The sequence below is a fragment of the Legionella lytica genome (assembly GCF_023921225.1).
In the GTDB taxonomy this organism is placed as follows: Bacteria; Pseudomonadota; Gammaproteobacteria; order Legionellales; family Legionellaceae; genus Legionella; species Legionella lytica.
On record NZ_CP071527.1, the window covers coordinates 2,174,152 to 2,191,019 of the forward strand.

Sequence of the window (16,868 nt, forward strand, 5' to 3'; positions counted from 1 at the left end):
ATCACACTGTAAAAAACCAGCCCATTAATTTCCAAGCAGGTTGTCATTTAGCCATGATAGAGGTAGACTTATCGATTACGTCCCGGTGGCACAGCTGGATAGCGCAGCCCCCTCCTAAGGGGCAGGTCAGCGGTTCGAATCCGCTCTGGGACGCCAATAAAATCAATAGGTTAGATTTAAACGATCAAGAACCATATGCCACACAGGGTGCTCTCAGGGTGCAAATTGAATGTGCAATATAATAAAATAGGAAATATTCATATATACCAGAAAATCGAGACCCTTTCCTATTTACGGGAGCAGCGTCAATCATCCGCAGACACCTTAACACGCACTCAACAACCCCATTGATCCTAATGTTAAGCATCCCGATTCGTTGATCTTGTCCATTCTAATACAGCATTGATATTATGTTGCAAATAAAAACCAGGAGCCGTGTTTGGTTCAAAAACCAACTGACCTATCGCTTCATTAAAGTGATGGCGTGTATGTTCATACCCAGGGATATGAAGACGTTTGATCATTTCCAATACTTGGTTTTGTGGTAACCTTTGTTCTGCAATCAAAGAGAGTAATTGCATTAACCCATCAGCCCCAAGAAACATAGACAGCGATACATCATTTATAATGCCCTTATATTTTTGATATACCGATGTACAATTATATTGACAGGATTGTCCATGAGAGCCCGATCTGGCATGATGCACAAGGCGAAGATCTTTTGCCTCATTCATAGATACAATCCATTCTACCCTCCCATCTTCTGGCCTTTGAATCAATTCATCACACGAGTCGCAAATCCAGGTTTCCACTAATTGTTTTGAGTGCACGTAATGCTCCACTTTTTATTTAAGTAATAGTAAGATTAAACTAATCTTGCTGCCAACCCTTTTGATCCAATCATATTGTTTATTTTTTAGAAATCAAGTGTAATAATTAGACGTATAACCTTGATGAACACAATTATATAAAAAACTTATATGCTTATCTCTAATCGATTATCAAGCTTGATCGCATCATTGGCTCTTTTGTATTTCTCTAGAGGAGGGGTATTCTTCCGAGGATATCTAGTAGAAACCACATACTGTAAAATAATTCCACAACAATTTATTCAGCTAAATCTTTGATAAAACAATTTATAATGGATGCCGCAAATTCGCAGGTAGGGAAAACTAAATTTAATAATTATTATTAAGACAAAAGAACTATTAGAGAGAACAGCAAATTTATTTAGGAAATTTTAAATGAAATTAAATAGAAAGCCGTATTAACTACGGCTTTCTTTGTTGATCCAACCAAATATCTAAATCCTCTTTTAAATAACGAATAGAACGCCCTATTTTAATAAATTTAGGCCCAGGGGTTCTGTTCTTTAAAACACCATTTACTCTATCTTGAGAAAGAAAAGAACGACTCATACAAATATAGTTCGCGGCTTCAACTTCTTTAAATACTCTTTTATCCATCATACATCCTTATATAACGAGTTATTTATAAACATATCTCATTATATACGCATTAAAAGTATAATTTCAATATAAATACGTAAACGGGTATAATTATTTTAAAATACATTCTTTAACCTCGTAAATTCTCCTTTCAGCAGAGAATTGATCTTTAAATCGCTTTAGGCCATCCTCTCTCATTTTTGCAGCAAATTGATTGAAATAGTTAGTCAGAGAGTCTTTATTATCTAATTGATATTGAACTGTAAGTTTTTTTTGACTCACAGTATCTTCATTTTCCGGCTTTAAAATATGAGCGTTAATGAACCCAGAAAATTGAAGCATCTCTCGGGCATGCTCTTTTAACCATGACTCGAATTGATTGTAAATGTTCTCATCAATAAGCAAGTTCACTTCGTAGACAACCATTTTTTGCATCCTTAAAATTAATAGTTAGTAGACATAAAGCAGCACAGATGCTGATCGGAATTCCCGGATTTAAATGATTATTAAAGGTTGCAATTAAATAAGGTAACATTCCACCAAACAAAGCCAAGCTTAAATTATAAGAAATCGCAAGAGCCTTCCCTCTTTGATTAATGTCAAATATTCTTACTATATATGCAGGCAAGGCAGAGTTTAATAAAGCCTGAATAATAGCAAAACAAGCCAATGTTATCGTACACTGAAGATAATTTAACTGCGGCATGACAGCAAAAACCCCATAAGAAAAGAACAAATAACACAACGCTGCAATTTGAATTTGCTTCTTGACTCCTATTCTATCAGCCAAAACACCTCCGACAGGCAAAAACAGCACGTATAAAATAAGCGCGCACGAAGTCACTAATATGGCGTGTTGGTGTGTATGTATTTGCCATAAAGAAGATAGCAGTGTCGGAAGAAAAACGAATGTTATATAAAATGCCGAAGCGGATAGGCTGGAGACAATAAATACAATCCATAATTCTTTTTTATATCTTTTAAAAAGATTTCTATAACCATTTGATTCATTATTGCTCTTTATCAAATTAAATTCCAAGCTATTCCTAATGCACAGCAAAACAATGCAGCCCCCTACCCCAATTAAAAAAGGGATTCGCCAACCAAAATAAATAATTAGATCGTGAGGCATTCCATAAAGAATAAATAAAGCACTCAAGCTTGCAAGTAATAGTCCAATACTGCCACCAATAAAGGCAATGCATCCCGGGAGTACAGAGTTTTTTCCTTCTTCAACAGCAAGAATAATAGCAGTAGAAAATTCCCCTGAAATTGCTAACCCCTGCACTACTCTACAAACTATTAAACCAGCTCCATAATACATTCCCATTAAATAAGGAGATAACATGCCAATGGCAGCAGTAGCGAGAGTCATTAAGACAGTAGTAAATAATAGTACTTTTTTTCTTCCCCATCGATCTGTCCAAGCCCCAAAAACAATCGAGCCAAAAGGTTTAACAATATAGCTGACAACATAAGCCAAAATAGTAAAGTTAATGGCATTAGTTCTTTGATAAGAAGAGAAAAAAATCTCAGATAATATAGGGATAAAAAAAGGAAAAACAGTAAAATCATATACCTCAATTAAGGTTCCTAAAAATGAAGCTACCAACACCTTTTTATTCATTTACATCCCAGTAAAAATTAAGTAGATTATTGTAACACTGGATGTATAGATGTAGCAGCATGGACGTAAGTAAACAACAAAGTAGTTATTTGCACAGCACTTTCCCTGAGCAATTTGAATTGCAGTTTTATAAAAATTTTCATTCCCTAAAAAGATTAGGCTGTGATTACTTCTATTTTTTGGGGTTCAATTCAGGCCAGTCTCACCGCTTCTGTACAGATAGTAACTGGATTGATTTTTATTATGATGAAAAATTCATTTTGGATGATCCCCTTAAGCGAATCGCAGAGGCAAGCTCTTTTATAGCGCTACCGTGGTCACAAATTACTTTCTCCAAAAAATCAGAGAAGAAAGCAATTGAGGGACGTCTATCATTTGGTCTCTATAATGGAATAACTATTACTAGAGAAAGAAACAATAAAAAATACATATTCGCTCTTTCAACAGAAGAAATGAGTCATGACTTAGCGAGATATCTTCTATTAGAGAAAAGCCTGATTTTAGAGGATTTTCTCACAAATTGTATGCAGCTATTCGATCAGTATTTATTTATGATTTCTAAAGACAGTAGTCTTACTCTAAATTAGTCAAGAAAAAAGTTTTCTTACTTCAGGGGGGGTAGTAGATATTACATTATTAGCAATATCTTTTTCCCAGAATTTATGAGAAGCGAGATATTGGGGTTGGTGTATGCAGTATCTATTATTCGTTTTAGTACAAATTGCCCTTCCTCTGTTTGCCATCGATTTCTTAAAACCGTTGTGTTTCAATATCAAAATTAAAGTCTTCAATTTTCACAGTCATTCCCTTTTCTGAAAGCTATTGAAAAATGTAACCTCGCTGTTTTTAAGAATAGTATTAAATTACAAGAAGGATTCAACTGTATTTGTTTTTATTAAACTATAATTAATTTGTACATTTGAGGTGGTTTCTTTAATTTTTGGTTTTTCATATAGAAATTTATAAAAGTAAGGATATTTTTTTATGTGTAAAATTGAATATGACAATAGAATATGCGTATATATCGATGTTCTTGGGTGGCAAGATGCAATAGATAAGCTATCAGCAGATAACATTTTTGAAATACTTAAACCTTTCTTAGAAAATCATTTTTATCATCAACAGCATCAGGGATTTATAAAGGATGTAAGAAAAAGTTCAAATAATAACGTTATCGAAAAGACAGGATTTATAAGGTCGATGATAGGAGGTAGGTGGGCTGAAGTGCCTACAATGTATGAGGAGGTACAACTAACTGTATTTTCAGATACATTAGTCTTCAGTATGCCATTGGATTTTGGAGGTCGTATTTATAATAAAATTCCTTCCATTATTATTGGTTTTTTAGAAAAAGAGTTTCTTATCCGAGGAGGTATTGCATTAGGTTCTTTATATCATAAAGATCACGTTATTTTTGGACCTGCTCTTGTGGAGTCTTATAAATTGGAGCTTAATGAAGCTAAATTTCCTCGAATTCTCATCAGTGATAAAGTAATTACAGAAATTGGAACTGAACCATATCTACCAATTATGAAAGATCAGTTAAACAATTGGGTTATTGATCCCTTTCCCAAGGTAATAGAAGCCGATTATAGTGACGAACAATGGCTCCTCCACCTTAACAATAATTATAAAGTTGGGAAACTAGTTGATATAATTGAACAAGCAATTACAAAATATTTAACAAATTACTCTATTAGAAATAAATGGACTTTTCAAGCAGAACTATGTGCTAAATCTTTAGAGAAATATGCTACTGCTACTGAGGATTTAGTTCATAAACTCAGACAATTCAACAAAATATAAATTATGGATTTTACCTATAGGCATATCTAATCTCTAATATTACCTTTATTATGAATATTAGATTATTTATATAAAAAAATTACCTGAAAGAAATGCTTTTAAGAAGGAACCAACTATGGCTCCTCAAATTGATGATCAATATCAATAACAACTACCAATCTATTGTATCACCATCAAAACGATGTAAAACATCTGCATGACTTTTAGAGATATTTTTTTCAACTTGCTCGAGCATTCCTGAGACACTTGCTTGTACTTCAATTAAGCTATTAGGGCCACCCATATCCGTTTTAACCCATCCTGGGTGAATTAACATCACATGAACCCCTGTTGATTGAACATCAATAGCAAAGCTACGCATTGCACAATTTAAAGCTGCCTTACTCGAGCGATAAGCATAAGAACGACCTTGTTCATTATCGGAGATACTACCCATTCGCGAACTAATAACTAAAATATTTTTTCCTTCACTACTCTGAATATTAGGTAACAAAGCATCACAAATTTTCACCACGCTAATGCAATTGACATTCAGCACATCAATAAAATTTTTACGGTTAACGTTTCCAACAGTTACTCCTTGTTCACCACTAGTACCCGCATTATTAATGAGTAAATCAATTGGACGATTATTAAGGGTTTCTACCATCGAAGTAATATCATTATCATTGGTTACATCTAATTTAATCACCTCATCAGCTAACTTATTAAGACTATCCGCCTTATCTGGATTACGGCAACATCCAATAATATAGTACCCTTTTTCTTTAAGTTGACGGCTAAATTCCAAGCCAATTCCTTTATTAGCACCAGTAATGAGAGCAGTTTTCATATTATTATCCTAATTTTGAGCGGTTAATATAGATTATTCGGGTTTGTTGAATTTCCAGCGGTGCCAAATGATGGGTGTGGCAACAAGGATCTTCTTTGAAAAAATTACTGGTTCTTCAACCTCTGTTTGAGCATTCAAACAAACTAATGCATATCCATTCTTTCTTTTTAGTAATCTTCGAAAAAAAGTACCTTCACTAGTTTCAATAATACAATCTAACCCAGAACATCTTTCTATATCCGGTTGAGCGATATATTGTGAACCACCAACAAAATCCCCCATGGCATAGGTCGGTTCCATCGTGTCATCTGAAACCATAATTACCACAGCGTTAGGATTATTCGCTTTAAAAAAGTCTATTTCTTTTTGAATTGTATTTTCACCCTGCAACAAAGAAGCAATATTTTCATCGCTTGTAGGATAGAGTGTAAAATCAGAATTCACTAAGGCAGGGCTTTTCCCATGGCCATTAAGTAACCACTGAATTGAGCAAATCACACCAGTTTCATGAAGCACTTCTACTAATTTTGATGCAGCCTTTTCCGGTAACGGATTTCTTCCTAACTCCCAAGACTGAAGCGTATGCATACTAATTCCGTATTTACTTTCTAAATCCTTTCTAGTTATGCCGGCCAAACTTCTAGCTGTTTTAAGCCGCCTACCAATATTTATTGGATTGTCTTGAGTGTTGTGTTCCATAGAACCCCAAAATATTTAATACCAACAACACGTAATAATATTTACATTATACGTGCGGAAGGTATAATGTTATTGATATAGGTATTACTTATACCTCTCATAGGTATATAAGTTCTCATTTATGAGCAACAAATACCTTAATTAAACGGAATTTAACAATGGATAGAGTATTACATGGATTTTTTACTTAATCAAAATGAGTTAGCAGCACTGGATGGATTACCTCATCTACAACAGTTAGCTTATTTAAGAGGGATACGACCTTATATGGACGTTAAAACAGGGCTAGTAGGTGTTAAAAGACGTATTAGTCATCAATCAATTTCTGAGCAGCTCTACATTGAGCCTCGTCCCGGAATAAAAAGCCAAAGCTTTTCTCGCGATCAGGTTCGCCGTGCTATTGCAGGTTTAGCACGAGCTGGTGCAATCATTGTCCACTCAGAAGATATGCACTTAATTTTAAAATGTGAATTAGCTACTATAGGTTATTCTGGCCAAAATAAAGCCGCCATAAACCCGCCACAGAAAGCCACCACAAAGCCACCCGCTACATACCAATTAGACCCGGTCTTTTCTGGGGTTGATGTCGAAAAAGGCGACATAGCCAACCCCTCAAAAGCCGCCATACCTCTATATAAAGATAATTATTATATTTATTTATTAGCGCAATTCGAGCAATTTTGGTCTTTGTACCCCGAGAAGAAATCCAAGAGCAATGCTCAAGCTGCCTTTGAGCAGCTAAATCCCAATACTGAGCTATTTCAACAACTCATGCAGGCACTACAGCAGCAGCTTCAACACAGAAACCAGCTTAAAGCACAAGGCACATGGGTGCCGCCTTGGAAATACCCAGCCAATTGGTTAGCCAATCGTTGCTGGGAGGATGAAGTATTTATGGACGCATTACAGGAGAGCACTCATGCACAGCATGAAAAAAGTATTAGGACAAATAACACTGGAGCAGACTTGTTCTGCCCTCCCTGTGATGAAGAAGAACCAAGAGCAGACAATGTCATCTCATTCCAGCGACACCAATAAGGAACAAAAACGGATTGATTTATTGTTCTCAAAATTTGCAGCCTTCTACGGGCATATTTGGCGAAGCCAATTTAAGGATGAGCAGTTTTTAAAGTTTGCTAAGAAAGAATGGCTTGAGGGCTTAACCGGATTTACTGATTCGGTCGTACATGAAGCCATTATTGGTTGTCGGGAGCACTATGAAATGCCCCCATCGTTACCGCAGATGATTGGTTACTGCAAACAAATTAAAAAGCGGAAGGAGTTTATAGTGGTTCCAGTTTATACCCGAGCCCAAGAGGATGTAGTAAACACGAACGTCAAACGCTGTATGGAACTTTTAGCCTAAAAAGGAGAGCAACATGTTGGTATTAACCAGAAAGGCAGGACAGCAGATTTTTATGGATAAAGGTCGCATTCAGATGAAGGTCATCAAAGTAGAAGATGATGTCATTAGCATTGGCATCGAGGCCCCACTACATATTGATATCGCCCGAGAAGAGGTCTTTTCTCAAAATCTGGCACAAGAAAAATTAGCTTCTTTAACTAGAGGTGCTCGATGAACAAACTCCAAAAGATACAAAATAAGTTATCACTCGCGTATTGGGGAATGATTTGCGGACTTCTCCCCGCAACAAGCCATGCCAAGAGCATTGAAAGCATTATCGATAGAACCGTCCGCTATTTGCAAGGCGGACTTGCTCGCTCTGTCGGAATACTGTGCATCATAGTCGCAGGTTACTTATGCTTGTATCGACAAAAGTTTCCCAAGGAATACTTCTCCATGATACTTGTGGGACTAGGTATCATTTTTGGTGGTTCTACCTTGTACAACACCTTTATTGGTTAGGAGGTGTGCATGAATACGCTAAAAAGTAGCCCTCTTTTTAATGCCTTAACAAGACCCGCGATGACACTTGGAGTAACCTTTGAGTACCACATCCTAAACCTAATGATTTCGATGTGTGCCTTTATAGGTCTATCCCCTCTTTACGGTCTTATTTTTATACCCCTGCATGTTTTTGGGTGGCTGGTGTGTCGCTACGACATTCATTTTTTTACGATTTGTGCCAAGTGTTATTTATTACCTCACGCTCCAAATAAAACTCTGTGGAAGGTGCGCGCTTATGAACCGTTTTAAAATAGTAAAACCCGTAACGCTTGAAGCGAAGATTTCAGATAATTTTCCGATAACCCATTTAAACTCACCCAGTATTTTTGAGTCTCAATCCGGTTTAGTTGGTTCGGTATTACGGGTAGACGGCGTTTCTTTTGAAGTGGCAGAGCCAGAACTATTAAATCACCAACTCTTTTTACTGCATCAAGCGCTAGTCGGTTTGGACTCACGTTTTATTGTCTATGTAACCACCCACAGGCATAAAGCATCCCGTGTGCTAACCGGTGAGTTTAAATCCGAGTTTGCCCAAGCACTCAATCAACGTTACCACCAACGTTTTGCCCATAACAAAGCCTATGAAAATAGCTTGTACCTCACTGTAGTATTAAAAGGCGATGACTCAAGTAAAACAGGTTCTTGGGTTGAATGGTTCAAAGGTATTGGTCAGGCGAGTGCAGAGCTTAAGCACATGCAGCGAGAGAAAAATTGCACCACGCTTAAGAATGCGGTTAGCCAATTGCAAGCGAATTTATCCTCATTTAGTACACGTCTTTTGGGTGATAAAGATGAAGAGAAAGGATGTAGCGAATTATTAGAATTTTTAAGCTTGGTGGTGAATGCAGGTCAATCCCTGCCCTATCCACTGTCACAGTGCAACCCACCTATAGCGAATACCATTCCCACTGCATTTAAGAAAGAAACTCAGTATCCAGAAGGTCATTTGGGACAGTATTTAAGCCGTTACCAACTACTATTTGGCGAGTACGTCCAATTCCAAGGAAACACCCTAAATGAATGTACCTTTGGTGCGCTCTTAGCTTTAAAGAAATACCCTACGGATACGGTGAGTATTTTATTGGATAATTTACTGTCGCTGGATTGCGAGTTTATTTCTACCCATACCTTTGCCCCAATTGGACGCGATAGTGCCTTAGATAAAATTACAAAAAAGCGTTCTAAGTTAATTAATGCAGAAGACAAAGCACTCAGTCAAATGAATGCATTAGCTGAATTAGAAGATGGTATTGCCAGTGAAACCGTTTTACTAGGCGCTCATCATCATACCCTAATGCTTCTTGCACCCAATAAAGAACAGTTGGATGAGCTGATATTGGAAGCAACCAAGCGTTACGCCAGCAGTGGCATTGTGGTGGTGAAAGAAACCCTAGGCCAAGAACCTGCGTTTTGGAGCCAAATCCCTTGTAACCCTCATTTTATTGCCCGAGCATCACTCATTACCTCGGAAAATTTTGCAGGGTTTTGCTCACTGCATAACACTCAATCAGGTTATTCCAACGAGAACTTTTTAGGTAGTGCCGTCACCCTACTGGAATCCCCCTCAAAAACACCGGTGTATTTTAATTACCATGCCCGTGGTTCACGCACCAACCCATCTAAAGGCCATGCGGCGGTATTTGGGGGAAACAATGCAGGGAAAACAACACTGGTTAATTTTTTAGATGCCCAAATGGGGCGTTTTGGTGGTCGTAGCTTTTTTCTGGATAGGGATGAATCCTCTAAGATTTACATCTTAGCCTCGGGGAACAGCAGCTACATTAAAATCGCACCATCCAATCCTGTCTCGATGAATCCATTACAACTACCCGATACACCGGAGAATCGCACATTTTTAAAATCATGGTTTGCCACCCTGCTTTTAGAAGAGCATGAGCAGATGATTCCCAGCCACATTGGTGAAACGATCAATGAGTGTATTGACTATGCCTACGAGCAATTAGCTCCCGAATACAGAACCTTAAGCATTGTCAGCCAGTATTTACCTGTTGATTTCCCGCGCTGGTCACACCTTAAGCGTTGGCTTAAACAAGATTCCACCCGCATTGATGGAGAGTATCACTGGTTATTCGATAATGAGTCCGATGCCTTAAATCTTGAGTTTGATAAGGTAGGATTTGATGTCACCTTCCTTATGGACAGCACACCGCAATTAATCGCAACACCCGTGTACTTGTATTTATTACACCGAATGCGCCAATGCCTTGATGGCCGGCTCACCTCATTTGTATTAGCCGAAGCATGGCAGTTACTGGCCTCCCCTTTTTGCCCTCTCAAATTATTTTAGATGGATCCACATTAAATGAAGTTTATAGATCAAACTATATCTCTCCCTTAATATTAGGAAAAAGCGAAATTGAAGTCGATTATCATTACAATCAACTCGATTCTGCATATTTATTTATTTTAGACATCAACAAACCACGAGACCTAATAGACTTTTGGAATTTGCGAGCCATCCATAAAAATGTACTTGCGATACCACTTCAGTACATGGATGATTTATCTTCATTTTGCAGGGAGTTTGTTCACGAAAGTTATCATCCTCTGTCTGGAAAATACAGTGGAAATACGATTGGAACTATTTGTATGTTTTCTCGATCTATTTCCGAATCAGATATGGAAAAGATTCATAAAGAATATCTTTTTGTGAATGAATCAGGCGCAAACTCAATCCAAGCCTGGTATCCACCTATTTGGAGAGATCAGCCTACGTACACATCTAGGAAAACACGGCCAACTTTGAACTCCAAAACTATCGACATAATGATTGAAACTCCAACCCCCAATATTTCTTTCAATCCATTATTACCAGATTTTACTACTCAACCGATTGGTAAATATGATGTAGCTAATGTTATAGAGCTTCGAGACTATACTAATAAAAATCAAATAGCCACTGTGTTCCCATGTAACTACAAAAGCTCATCATTACCTGATTTCTCTATTCATACAAAAAATATTCTATCCACCACTGAAGGATTTATATTTTTTCCACAGTTTCCAGACTTATCAGAATATTGGGATTTAATGGATTGTACTAGTGCTATTAACACTTGGTTTAATCACAACCATATTCAAGCTGTGGTTTCTGATGCAGGAAGAGCAACTCAACAAATAATTCAAGCTTTAGATGGATTCAACGGAGTTGGCTCAATAGCCCATAAAAAAATTATAGAATTACTTAATGAAATTTCAAAAAAGCCAATTACACGAAGTATGCAATATCAGGAATTTAAAAATAAAGTTCATAAAGCCATCCCAAACCCTTCACAGAAGGAAAGTGTCCTTAAGCTATTGATAAATAAAAAAGCTGTAGAGCTCGGTTTAGAGGTTAGATGTTGTAATTGTAAAACCTGGGGGTGGCACAAATTAAATCAAATCGACTATGAGTTGGTCTGTGAACTTTGTTTGCAACAATTTAAATTTCCAATCAATTGCCCATCAGATACTAACTACGCAAGATGGGCTTACAGAGTTATTGGGCCATTTGCATTGCCTGATTTCGCTCGAGGTGGATACGCAGCCTCTCTTTCTATTAGATTCTTTGCTAACCTAGGTTTTAATCGCTCTAAACTAACATGGTCCCCTGGCCAAGAGTTAGTACTCCAGAATAACTGTAAGATAGAGGCTGATTTTGTTCTGTGGTATCAGCGTCAAACTAGTTCAAGTCCCCATTATCCTACTGAAATTATTATTGGTGAAGCTAAAAGCTTTGGTAAAGAGATATTCAAAGAAGACGATGTAGATAAAATGAAGCTATTAGCAGAAACTTTCCCTGGTGCAATTTTAGTTTTCGCAACCATGAAGGAACCTGAAAGCCTTTCAAGTAAAGAAATAGTTAGATTAAAAAAATTGGCTGAATGGGGTCGTTCGTACGATAAAGAACGAAAAAAATCACGAGCTCCAGTAATAATCTTAACTAGTATAGAATTATTCTCAAGTAATTTTATTTTACAAGCATGGACCGAAAAACAAGGCCAGCATGAAAAATTAGCTAAAACATATACGCCTTATATCCGTAACTTAAGAGTTTTAGCTAACGTAACTCAACAACTATATCTTTCTTTGAACTCATTTGAAGAATGGCACGAAGAAAAATGGAAAAGAAAACTAACACATGAGAAATGATTATTAAAATATTAACAAGCGTGTCGCTACCTCGTTAAAAATTCTGAGACATCCGAGTCCCCAGAATTCACTCGCCAACGCGACAGATTAAGGGCCGCGACCGTCCTGTTTCCAGCACGATTGCTCTGAACGAGCAAGGCATATGCCTGCACCAATGACTCTACGGCTGAATAAAGATTTACTCCGCATCCCTTCGGGCTGTCTGCGTAAATCGCAGCCTATCGCGGTCTCCTCGCCTCGGCGGTCCGCCTTCCATGGCGAGCAGTAAAATTACTGTGGCAATATCTGACATTAGTGTAACAAAGCAAGATTGCATTAACCGATAATGATCGCGTTTACAAATCAAATAAGTGATAAAATTAGTCCAATATCAATATGTCTTCTGTCTTGTGCCAAGTCCACCGCATATAATCCCTACGTATTAACTTCCTAGTCTTAACATTAATTGTCGTATCTTTAGGGATCATATCCAAAGCAATTTCTCGCTTTGAACTATAAAGCTGAATATAGTTCTTTTTTAATTCTAACAATAACTTTTTATGTATCTTTAATTTTGCCTTATTGGGCTCGCATAAACTTAATGAATAGATTAGGGCTGCTGAAATTGGAGGATATGACGCGTCAATTAAATTATGTTCAATTTTTTCACAAAGCAATAAGTTAAGTCTAGGGCGTAGTACTTTTAAGAAATAAGATTTTTTTCCTAAAGAAAGTTTATAAATATTAACTATCAATAGACGTATATTTTCAAAATAGTTCTCTTGCCGAGATAACTGCTCCATGACATTAAATATACCTATTGCTATTGCGTCATAAATAGTCTTATCATTTTTGAAATAACTATAGTTTTTTACTGAAATTTGAGGGGCTATGGGCATTTTTATTTTAGAAGTTGCTAACATAGAAATTAACCTATTCATACCAAAACCACAGGCCTTTATAGTGCAATAAGCATCAGATAAAGAGTTATCTTCATCTGAAATATTAATTAAATGATTTATATTAGTAGTAATAACTTCCGTTATTACATCAAGCGCAGAGAAAAAAACATCTGGATTATCATCGTATCCACTTAAATATCGTTCTATGGTGAATTTTATTATTTCAAAATATTTATTTACTCCTTTTGAATTAAAAGAGGACTCTTTATTTAAAAATGGGGCTGATAGAGGACGATATTGGCTTTTTATAAAATTTACATTACCAAAAACTAATTCTTTAAAAACAGCAAATCGCCCTATTCCCCCACCATATTGCTCCTCTCGATTTAATTGGGATTCAGGCTTTGTAATCATTAAAGCAATAAGTTTATTTACTAAGTTGGTGCCGATTGGATATAAATTTTCATCAACTTTTGTTACCTTCTCAAAGATAATAGTTAAAGCTATAGGATTATGGTGAATTATATGGTTACAAAATAGCTCATCTGAGAACAACTCTAATAATTCGTAAGCATAAGATTGTGCTTTTGATGGTCTGCTTGCTGCAAGATCAAATATTTTAGGAATACTTGGAGCAACTTCTACTGTTAAGTTCCCTATCGCCTCTCTCACACCACTTGAAATGATCAAGTTCGATTGCTCAAAAAAGCTTTTTGAATTTCTTCGATTAAATTTTACAGGAGTTATAATTTTTGAAAGAAGAAAAAGACACAATCCTATTAAGGCAAAGCTCCATAACCATAAAGTTAAATCAATGAATAAGTTATAATTAACCTCACTTGTAAGCAAATTATAATGATTTGCGGTACTTTTGAGTATTGCGGCATTGTTAAAGAGAAAATATTTACATGGTAGGTAAAGTATCGCAATTAAACCAAGGAATGCTAATATCCAATAAAATCGCCGCATATTTAGCCAACTCATATTTAATCTAAATTGAATAGTTGGATTAATAAGAGCAAAAAAAGCTAGTAATAACGCGGCTAGTGTTATAAAAATTTCAATCATATTTGACTATTACTCCTAAAAGAGAAAATCTTGTAACGTACCACTTCCGAAACTCTCTGCAACACATCATTGGCGAGCTTTAGGAGGCATAGAATATTTTAATCAATCCAATTGATTTTATTCACTGCTTTGATTTTATGCTCTGGTGCTAAATGTGCATATCTTAACGTCATTTTTATGTCAGAATGGCCTAATAGCTCCCTTACCGTATTCAAATCAATACCAGCCATAACCAGTTTACTAGCAAAGTGATGTCGTAAATCATGCCATCGAAATTCGGTTATTTGTGCCTTTTTTAAAATAGTAGTCCACGACCGTTTAATATTATTAAAAGGCTTATTGTCTTTACTGAGAAATACCAGCCCTTTCTTTAAACCACTTTTTTCATAAAGTTGCTTTATTATTTTGTAAGCTTCGTTATTTAGAGGTATATAGCGCGAGCTACTATTTTTTGTAATCTGACCAGCAATAATAATGGAGCGCTCTTGTAAATTGATCATTTCCCAAGTTAGATGAAACAGTTCACCTTGCCTCAATCCTGTATTAATTGAAATTAAAACCATAGGTGCTAAATAATCACAAAACTTCTCCCCGTCCCGTTCAGGAAGCAGTTCATATCTACGAGTATGTCTCCACTCATTACCTCGTTTCCGATCGTGTATTAATTGCTCCTCTCGCTCTAATAAAGCTTGTCGTAAATTTTTTTCTTCATCAAAAGATAAATAACGCACTTTAGGTGCCCTATCTATTTTAGAAAGCTTTAAGTTTTTTAATGGGTTTTCTTTAATAAATCCCCATTCTACTGCCTTGGTAAATAAGGATTTTAATGTACCTATATCTCGATTTAGTGTGGCATTCGAAATGCCATCATTTAAACGCTTAATACGCCATTGCTCTATAGTAGGAGGTGTTATTTCTTCTAAAGGCTTTGAAAATAGTTTATCGAAACAACGTATAATTGTGGCAAGGGTTTTATTCCCTCTTTTATGATGAGTTAATACCCAAGATTTATATTCATTTTCAAAGAACTCTTCTAAAGTTTTAGGCTTGTTAGTTCCTCTTTTAGCTTTTGGATCAATGCCCTTATTAAAATCATTTAAGATCTCAACAGCTTTTTCCCGAGCCTGGGCTGGGGTAATTACTCCTACAGTACCAATATTTATCTTGCCACCTCTTTTATATTGGCAGACATAGCGCATTGTGCCAGAGGGAAAGACTCTAAGCAGAAAGCCTTTTAAATCGGTGTCATGTACCTCATACTCTTTATCTTCTGGAGCTAGCCTTTTTACCAGGGTATTATTAATTTTGGCTTTCATTATCTAACCCTAATTCAAACATGATTTTTTCTTCTAATTGATCAGCATTTGGTAAAGCATCTTTCAGTTTCTCTGGTACGTCCTTCGTCAATTGATAGCCTGCGACGCCAACGGGCTTATCAATGCCTCTTAAGGAATATTCCACATCGAACTTAGTATGCTCACCACATAAAATAATTCCAATAGATGGATTTTCATGAGGCTCTTTAACAAAGTCATCCAGTAAATTCAGATAGAAATTCATCTTTCCAGCATATTCCGGCTTGAATTTTGAGCGTTTAAGCTCTACTGCAACAAGGGCTTGAAGTTTGCGGTGATAAAAGAGCAAGTCAATAAAATACTCTGAATCTGGTGTCACAATACGATATTGATTACCTATGAAGCTAAAGCCATAACCTAATTCCAAAATAACATCTTTGATCTTTGCTACCATACGGTTTTCAATCTCAGTTTCAATCACAGGCTTGGTAATACCTAACATGTCAAACATATAGACATCTTTCATTGACTGATCAGCTTGCTCCGCCAATTCCTTAGGTAAAGTTGCATTGAAATTATGCTTCTTATCTGCTAGTTGGTGACGTTCATAAGCATTTGAATTAATTTGTGAGCTTAATGTATCTCTTGTCCAAGCTTGTTCTCTCGTCGCGGTGAGATAATATAAACGCTCCTCATTATTTTTAACTTTATTCATTATGAGTAGGTTTTGCCCCCATGGAATTTCTGCGACAAGCTGTCGCAGATTTGGCTCATCCTTGTACTCCAAATAAAAACGCCGCATATCCCATAAATTTCTAGGAGAAAAACCAAATTTTGCTTCTGAGAAGGTTTTTCTTAAATCTAGGGATAGTTTCTCTACAAAAGACTTACCCCAAGAGTGCTCATTTTGATGTTGAACTATATGCTCTCCGAGCCACCAATAAAGAGATATAGCCTCTTTATTAACTGATTTAGTAGCACGAATTCGGGCTTGACGAATTTCAGTAGTTACTCGATTAAGAAAGTTTTGATATTCTGGTAAATCTTGGGTTGATGGTTCATTCATAAACAGCTCTCTATCCATGGGGTATTATTTTATTGATAGGAATAGTATATCCTTTTACTACCAGGGTGCATATAGGGTGCAAATT

At 36.4% G+C, this 16,868-nt stretch carries 18 protein-coding genes and 1 tRNA gene; 10 read left to right on the forward strand and 9 right to left on the reverse strand.

From position 1 onward, the window contains the following. Positions 1 to 79: 79 nt before the first annotated feature. A tRNA-Arg gene (locus J2N86_RS09555) sits at positions 80 to 156 on the forward strand. Positions 157 to 359: 203 nt separating this feature from the next. Here J2N86_RS09555 and J2N86_RS09560 read toward each other — a convergent pair. The 4 genes from J2N86_RS09560 to J2N86_RS09575 all read right to left on the reverse strand — a co-directional run bounded on the left by J2N86_RS09560 (position 360) and on the right by J2N86_RS09575 (position 3,075). Continuing rightward, positions 360 to 830, reverse strand: coding sequence for a hypothetical protein (locus J2N86_RS09560; RefSeq protein WP_252579164.1), 471 nt, complete (start codon positions 828 to 830; stop codon positions 360 to 362). Positions 831 to 1,271: 441 nt separating this feature from the next. Beyond that, the gene (locus J2N86_RS09565; RefSeq protein ID WP_252579165.1) at positions 1,272 to 1,469 is read right to left on the reverse strand and encodes a helix-turn-helix domain-containing protein; all 198 of its coding nucleotides are present in this window, start codon (positions 1,467 to 1,469) and stop codon (positions 1,272 to 1,274) included. Between the two features lie 90 nt (positions 1,470 to 1,559). Further along, entirely contained in the window at positions 1,560 to 1,874 is a 315-nt protein-coding gene (locus J2N86_RS09570) for a DUF4286 family protein (protein WP_252579166.1), read from the reverse strand. Then, complete coding sequence (locus tag J2N86_RS09575; RefSeq protein WP_252579167.1) at positions 1,843 to 3,075, reverse strand: MFS transporter; 1,233 nt, start codon at positions 3,073 to 3,075, stop codon at positions 1,843 to 1,845. The genes J2N86_RS09570 and J2N86_RS09575 overlap by 32 nt, the downstream gene beginning before the upstream one ends. Positions 3,076 to 3,134: 59 nt before the next feature. Between J2N86_RS09575 and J2N86_RS09580 the strand changes: the two genes are divergently transcribed. Beyond that, entirely contained in the window at positions 3,135 to 3,662 is a 528-nt protein-coding gene (locus J2N86_RS09580; protein WP_252579168.1) for an autoinducer binding domain-containing protein, read from the forward strand. A 397-nt stretch (positions 3,663 to 4,059) separates the two neighbouring features. Beyond that, positions 4,060 to 4,881 (forward strand): hypothetical protein, encoded by an 822-nt coding sequence (locus J2N86_RS09585; protein ID WP_252579169.1) that lies wholly within the window; start codon positions 4,060 to 4,062, stop codon positions 4,879 to 4,881. A 151-nt stretch (positions 4,882 to 5,032) separates the two neighbouring features. On the opposite strand, the gene J2N86_RS09590 is transcribed toward J2N86_RS09585, so the two are convergent. Next, the gene (locus J2N86_RS09590) at positions 5,033 to 5,713 is read right to left on the reverse strand and encodes an SDR family oxidoreductase (protein WP_252579170.1); all 681 of its coding nucleotides are present in this window, start codon (positions 5,711 to 5,713) and stop codon (positions 5,033 to 5,035) included. A gap of 33 nt (positions 5,714 to 5,746) precedes the next feature. After that, a complete protein-coding gene (locus J2N86_RS09595; RefSeq protein ID WP_252579171.1) occupies positions 5,747 to 6,412 on the reverse strand; it encodes an XRE family transcriptional regulator in 666 nt (221 codons plus the stop codon). A gap of 174 nt (positions 6,413 to 6,586) precedes the next feature. Between J2N86_RS09595 and J2N86_RS09600 the strand changes: the two genes are divergently transcribed. The 7 genes from J2N86_RS09600 to J2N86_RS09630 are packed head-to-tail and all read left to right on the forward strand — an operon-like array spanning position 6,587 to position 12,473. Continuing rightward, positions 6,587 to 7,450 carry a hypothetical protein gene (locus J2N86_RS09600; protein WP_252579172.1) on the forward strand — a complete coding sequence of 288 codons (864 nt, stop codon included), beginning with the start codon at positions 6,587 to 6,589 and terminating at the stop codon, positions 7,448 to 7,450. After that, positions 7,422 to 7,778: a Vir protein gene (locus J2N86_RS09605; protein ID WP_252579173.1), complete on the forward strand. Its 357-nt coding sequence runs from the start codon at positions 7,422 to 7,424 to the stop codon at positions 7,776 to 7,778. Before J2N86_RS09600 ends, J2N86_RS09605 begins: the two co-directional genes overlap by 29 nt. A gap of 13 nt (positions 7,779 to 7,791) precedes the next feature. Next, on the forward strand, positions 7,792 to 7,992 hold the full coding sequence (locus tag J2N86_RS09610; protein WP_252579174.1) for a carbon storage regulator: 201 nt from the start codon (positions 7,792 to 7,794) through the stop codon (positions 7,990 to 7,992). Further along, positions 7,989 to 8,279: a TrbC/VirB2 family protein gene (locus J2N86_RS09615; protein WP_252579175.1), complete on the forward strand. Its 291-nt coding sequence runs from the start codon at positions 7,989 to 7,991 to the stop codon at positions 8,277 to 8,279. Before J2N86_RS09610 ends, J2N86_RS09615 begins: the two co-directional genes overlap by 4 nt. A 9-nt stretch (positions 8,280 to 8,288) precedes the next feature. Next, positions 8,289 to 8,570, forward strand: a complete 282-nt coding sequence (locus J2N86_RS09620) for a type IV secretion system protein VirB3 (RefSeq protein ID WP_252579176.1) — start codon at positions 8,289 to 8,291, stop codon at positions 8,568 to 8,570. Further along, the gene (locus J2N86_RS09625; RefSeq protein WP_252579177.1) at positions 8,557 to 10,629 is read left to right on the forward strand and encodes a VirB4 family type IV secretion/conjugal transfer ATPase; all 2,073 of its coding nucleotides are present in this window, start codon (positions 8,557 to 8,559) and stop codon (positions 10,627 to 10,629) included. The genes J2N86_RS09620 and J2N86_RS09625 overlap by 14 nt, the downstream gene beginning before the upstream one ends. Continuing rightward, entirely contained in the window at positions 10,584 to 12,473 is a 1,890-nt protein-coding gene (locus J2N86_RS09630) for a hypothetical protein (protein ID WP_252579178.1), read from the forward strand. Before J2N86_RS09625 ends, J2N86_RS09630 begins: the two co-directional genes overlap by 46 nt. 359 nt (positions 12,474 to 12,832) lie before the next feature. Here the strand turns inward: J2N86_RS09630 and J2N86_RS09635 are convergent, their stop codons facing one another. From J2N86_RS09635 to J2N86_RS09645, 3 genes are all read right to left on the reverse strand, one after another. After that, positions 12,833 to 14,422, reverse strand: a complete 1,590-nt coding sequence (locus J2N86_RS09635; RefSeq protein WP_252579179.1) for a hypothetical protein — start codon at positions 14,420 to 14,422, stop codon at positions 12,833 to 12,835. Positions 14,423 to 14,520: 98 nt separating this feature from the next. Further along, positions 14,521 to 15,738: a site-specific integrase gene (locus J2N86_RS09640; protein ID WP_252579180.1), complete on the reverse strand. Its 1,218-nt coding sequence runs from the start codon at positions 15,736 to 15,738 to the stop codon at positions 14,521 to 14,523. Beyond that, complete coding sequence (locus tag J2N86_RS09645; RefSeq protein WP_252579181.1) at positions 15,722 to 16,783, reverse strand: PDDEXK nuclease domain-containing protein; 1,062 nt, start codon at positions 16,781 to 16,783, stop codon at positions 15,722 to 15,724. The genes J2N86_RS09640 and J2N86_RS09645 overlap by 17 nt, the downstream gene beginning before the upstream one ends. Between the last annotated feature and the right edge of the window lie 85 nt (positions 16,784 to 16,868).